This is a genomic window from Nostoc sp. MG11 (assembly GCF_014904695.1).
Classification (GTDB): Bacteria; Cyanobacteriota; Cyanobacteriia; order Cyanobacteriales; family Nostocaceae; genus Komarekiella.
The window spans coordinates 1-4,108 of sequence record NZ_JACXXN010000127.1; the positions used below are offsets into that span (position 1 = coordinate 1).

The window sequence follows — 4,108 nt, forward strand, 5'->3', positions numbered from 1 at the left end:
GTATTTGTCTCCATCCTGTTCAAATACTGGCGAGAAATCTCTACTTCTAGTTCAGCAAGCTTTTTGGATAAAGTAACTAATGGTATATCGCCACGCAATGCACGCATCTTACGCCCACGCGCATCTGTCCATCTAATAGAACCCACTTCAGTTAGTGGTAACATTACGACCTCTTCTATTTCTTCTCGATTTGCCATATTATGCAACTTGTAGTTGACAAATACAATAGTTCACTGCCACTATTAGTAGCAAAAATTGAGCTAAAACGATATGGTGGTAGACATAGCTACGCTCACCACAAGCCTCATCAATAGAGCGGAAAGACTGTAGAGTATCAATTGGCTACGCTCAATTGGCTACGCTCAATTGTCTGGCATGATTAAGTAATGTACAAATTGACATTGTTAATTGCTGAATAGGACTACTGCAATTGGTTTTAATCATCCGTGAGCCTGCTACCAGTGAACAGATAGAAGAAATGCTGAAAACTTGGGAGGTATTTATTAAAATAGCAGTAGACATCGAACGCAAAGTTATTGCAGGTGGTGGCGTTCGCCATTACGAATGTGAACAAGAGTTACTCAAAGACGGTAGCAGACAACGAGATATTTGGGGTGCTGATTGGGCTCCTTCTACTCAGGAAATTGTTTTTGAGTCAATCATAAACATCCGCCCTAGTCAGAATAACCGTAGTATGTTAATTAAATCCCCCGAAATTCGAGAACGAGTCACCAAAATTACCAAGCAATTGCTAGGAGGATTGTAATGCCCAACTGGAGTGCAATTGAAGCTAGTTTTCTAAACCTACCCCACGCGCAACAATTGGGAGAGTTGGCCGCTAGTTTGGCACGTCTTAACTCTTGGTCACAAAAAAGTGCAAGCCTTGAAGTAGTTCCGGTATTGTTAGACGAAAGTTTGCTGTATTTGTCCTTGATCCAGCGAGAAAGCCAAATTAATATTGAATTAGATCAACTTCTTGGCTTGTTGCAAGGCTGGAAACAAAACTGGCTCAATATTTGGAATAACTCAAACGAAACTGCAAACATTGCAGATATTGCGTCTACTTGGTCACAACGAATATTGGCTATGTCTGGTTTGCTGACTTCTGAATCTATGAGTGCATAGTCTCAAGTAGTGCGATCGCCCTACAACCCTTCTGTCCTCAATTAGTTTTTACTAAATTTTGAGAATTGCGCTATTGTTTTCGTTTTTACCGTTCACACCCGATGCCATCCCCATCTCGGTCAAAGCCGTGAGGGTCAGGTGGCAGCACCTTAAATCTTCGTTGGGTAATATCTCGGCAATTCAAATCGGATGAATTCTTAGGAATGCAAATATCTGGGTAAGAAGGGTCACAGTTATTCTGTTGCTGCGGTTGGATCGGTTGTGAAGTTGTCTTTTGGGTAGCTCTGTGGCGGAAGTCCCAAGGCATCACAGGATTAGCCTGACTCCAAAATGCTAAACGCTGTTGTTTGGCGGTGTTTTCACCTTGCAACAAGCTATTTTTAGACTCTGGGCAACCTTTGAGGTACTGGCGATATACTACAGCTTGTCCCTCTTGCACCATATTCACATTGATGCTGCGATTACCAACAAACACCTCTGCAACCAGGCGCTTATATTTGTCAGTTTCAGTAGAGCGTAGGGTAATTGTTTGTCCCACTGGCAACAATTGTTTGAGTCTGAGTGTTGATTGCGCTCCCCAAGGACTTTGTTTGATCTCTGGTGCATCAATGCAAGCGAGACGGACTGTTACAGTTTTGTTACCAGTCCTCACCCGTATGGTGTCACCGTCACCTACGCTTACAACTGTAGCGGTAAGATTGTTGGCAACAACAGGTAACGCCGTTTGAGCTAGAAATAGAATGCTAATTGCAACAAAGCTAAAGTTAGAAAACATAAGTATTAAAAATGACTCTAATTTTATGGTTCCCAGTTAGAAGTCAGCGATCGCTACCTACATTGATATCCTTGCCCCTAATCAAACTCAAGCGAAAAAATTACCCGCCTGGAACCATCGTTTGGATCAGGCAGTAAACTGATACTATGGCAAAACTTCTGATATGCGATCGCTGTCTCCTGTATGCCCATAACCCTTACCTCGTCTGTGCTGTCCATCTTGATGGGGTAGACGGCGACAGCTGCTTGGACTTTCGAGAAGACCCTAACCTTGAACCGGAGGAGTTATGGCAACCAGAAGGCGCAACTTATTATAACGGCGAATTGATTTTACAGCCCCGGCAACACTGGACACGGGAACAGCAGCTAGAACTGATTGACTGGCATCCGATGTTTACAGGTAGATGCCCCCGGTGTAGTGCTGAATTTGAACGGGACTAGTCAGCATGGGTGCATTGGGACTGTCAAAATCCAGAGTGCGGATGGATGGATGATACTGTTTAGAGCGTTCATCGCAGACGTTGGCGTAGCAATCGCTCTAATTACTTTTTTGCGCTTAATGCTTTCTGACTTAATTGCATCACAATATTTTGGGGTAATGGGTCTATGACAGCATCAGTAGGCAGTGATTGGATAAAAGCTGTTACCTCTTCCCCAGTTTTGTATTTTCCCTGACTCCAAGCATCAGCTATCTGTTTAGCCACTCTATTAGCATCCTCTCGTTTGTTATGGGCAGTAATGCACTGAATATCATGACCAGTAAATGATATCCAAGTCTGCCAACGAAGAGTAACTGGGTGCTGCACAATGCCTGTAGTTAGTTGATTGTCCTCAAGCATTGGTTTTTTCTTACTACGACCAAATCCTTTAAACATGGCTGTATTCAGTAAACACCATTTTAAAATGCCCAAAAATGCAACAGCGATCACTCCCCTAAAACCGTTAACAGATTTCTTGCATTTCAGTTCTAGAGGATAATCTATTTGTAACTCCCAGTGATGACCTTGGAACCCAACCAGCTAAACTTATTTTCTGATTTCCCCCTCACACCAGCACTTTTGACAGAGGCGCTGGTGATGAGTCTTGAAGCGTTACTGAAGTGGAAAGCGCAAATATTTGACTATCAGCAACGGATGAGGAAAAGCAAGCCGCCAGAGCAGACGGCATTATTTGACATTGCACCAAAGCACTGTGACCCAGATACAATAGACCCATTCTTACTTCGGCTTGTACCAATGTCATTTTATCGGATGCCAGCAGATAGCCCCGGTGAAGCGTGTCTGTATTTCATCATTGACTCGGCTGCTGGACTAGTGCTGTATGTGGGGGAAACTTGCCGCAGTAACAAGCGATGGCAGGGTATACACGCCTGCAAAGATTACATCGCCAGCTACCAGGATTTACATTATCGCTATGGATTACAAACAGCAGTCAACGCCGCATTTTGGTGGGATGCTCCGGTTGATCGACGCGCACGGCAAGAGTTGGAGTTGAACCTTATTTTGAAGTGGCGCAGTCCATTTAATAAGGAGAACTGGGAGCGCTGGGGGCAGCCTTTTGGGTAGGATAGTCTGAACTTTCCAAAATGAAATATCATTCATTAGCCGCCCGACCAAACTGCTATGAACTATTGCCACTCCTTGTCTGTTTCTGGTGGTTTGTCTTTGGTTAGTCCCACTACTCGCGCTAGCTTCCGGGCTTGGTCTAAGCTCTCGCCAAGCTCCACCAACTGGTGTTCTAGGTTGGGGTCGTATCCTTGGGCTGCTAGTTGTGCATACTCAGTATCGGTCATGCCGAGGTTGTGGGTTTCAGTCATGGTTGGGGTGGGCGATCGCTCTGTTACCAATTAAAGTACTTTACCTAATGCTGTCTCAACACGACTGGTAAATTCGGATGAGCGTAGGCGTAGCCCACCGCAGGCGATCGCTTGTTAGAATCAGCTGGTAAATAATGATTCTCATGCTCCTACAAGCGGTAATTTTGGATGCGGAATACAAAAGAGTCCTCGATTTCCTTCATTTCTTGGACAAAATGCCGGAAGAGTGACCAATAACTGCTGTTCCTATTAACATCATGCCAAAAGTAATCGCTGTCCCAACAACGGAGAGCGTAATACAGCATTTACGGCTGTTATGAGGTACAGTAGCAGCAACTGGCAAACCAGTTTCTTAAATGTTGAGGATTTATTAAGTCGAGTGCAACTGAGATT

General features: G+C 44.3%; 7 protein-coding genes and 1 pseudogene. 4 read left to right on the plus strand and 4 right to left on the minus strand.

Annotation, left to right across the window (positions count from 1 at the left end; translation table 11 throughout):
* A pseudogene (locus tag HCR01_RS37155) lies at window positions 1-197 on the minus strand (hypothetical protein); the annotation flags it as partial.
* Window positions 198-430: 233 nt separating this feature from the next.
* On the opposite strand from HCR01_RS37155, the gene HCR01_RS37160 reads away from it, so the two are divergent.
* Window positions 431-766, plus strand: coding sequence for a DUF5674 family protein (locus tag HCR01_RS37160; RefSeq protein WP_193200892.1), 336 nt, complete (start codon window positions 431-433; stop codon window positions 764-766).
* Complete coding sequence (locus HCR01_RS37165; RefSeq protein ID WP_193200893.1) at window positions 766-1,125, plus strand: hypothetical protein; 360 nt, start codon at window positions 766-768, stop codon at window positions 1,123-1,125. Before HCR01_RS37160 ends, HCR01_RS37165 begins: the two co-directional genes overlap by 1 nt.
* A gap of 85 nt (window positions 1,126-1,210) precedes the next feature.
* On the opposite strand, the gene HCR01_RS37170 is transcribed toward HCR01_RS37165, so the two are convergent.
* Window positions 1,211-1,900, minus strand: a complete 690-nt coding sequence (locus tag HCR01_RS37170; protein ID WP_193200894.1) for a thermonuclease family protein — start codon at window positions 1,898-1,900, stop codon at window positions 1,211-1,213.
* A 146-nt stretch (window positions 1,901-2,046) separates the two neighbouring features.
* Between HCR01_RS37170 and HCR01_RS37175 the strand changes: the two genes are divergently transcribed.
* Window positions 2,047-2,340 (plus strand): hypothetical protein, encoded by a 294-nt coding sequence (locus HCR01_RS37175; RefSeq protein ID WP_226890065.1) that lies wholly within the window; start codon window positions 2,047-2,049, stop codon window positions 2,338-2,340.
* 101 nt (window positions 2,341-2,441) lie between these two features.
* On the opposite strand, the gene HCR01_RS37180 is transcribed toward HCR01_RS37175, so the two are convergent.
* Window positions 2,442-2,774, minus strand: coding sequence for a hypothetical protein (locus HCR01_RS37180; RefSeq protein ID WP_193200895.1), 333 nt, complete (start codon window positions 2,772-2,774; stop codon window positions 2,442-2,444).
* A 123-nt stretch (window positions 2,775-2,897) separates the two neighbouring features.
* On the opposite strand from HCR01_RS37180, the gene HCR01_RS37185 reads away from it, so the two are divergent.
* A complete protein-coding gene (locus HCR01_RS37185; protein WP_193200896.1) occupies window positions 2,898-3,464 on the plus strand; it encodes a GIY-YIG nuclease family protein in 567 nt (188 codons plus the stop codon).
* A 62-nt stretch (window positions 3,465-3,526) separates the two neighbouring features.
* Here HCR01_RS37185 and HCR01_RS37190 read toward each other — a convergent pair whose 3' ends face one another.
* Complete coding sequence (locus HCR01_RS37190) at window positions 3,527-3,715, minus strand: hypothetical protein (protein WP_193200897.1); 189 nt, start codon at window positions 3,713-3,715, stop codon at window positions 3,527-3,529.
* Window positions 3,716-4,108 lie beyond the last annotated feature (393 nt).

Bases quoted from the DNA above. Each gene is read 5' to 3' on its own strand.
- HCR01_RS37165 (WP_193200893.1), top strand. From the start codon at position 766: ATGCCCAACTGGAGTGCAATTGAAGCTAGTTTTCTAAACCTACCCCAC.
- HCR01_RS37170 (WP_193200894.1), bottom strand. From the start codon at position 1,900: ATGTTTTCTAACTTTAGCTTTGTTGCAATTAGCATTCTATTTCTAGCT.
- HCR01_RS37175 (WP_226890065.1), top strand. From the start codon at position 2,047: ATGGCAAAACTTCTGATATGCGATCGCTGTCTCCTGTATGCCCATAAC.
- HCR01_RS37180 (WP_193200895.1), bottom strand. From the start codon at position 2,774: ATGTTTAAAGGATTTGGTCGTAGTAAGAAAAAACCAATGCTTGAGGAC.
- HCR01_RS37185 (WP_193200896.1), top strand. From the start codon at position 2,898: ATGACCTTGGAACCCAACCAGCTAAACTTATTTTCTGATTTCCCCCTC.
- HCR01_RS37190 (WP_193200897.1), bottom strand. From the start codon at position 3,715: ATGACTGAAACCCACAACCTCGGCATGACCGATACTGAGTATGCACAA.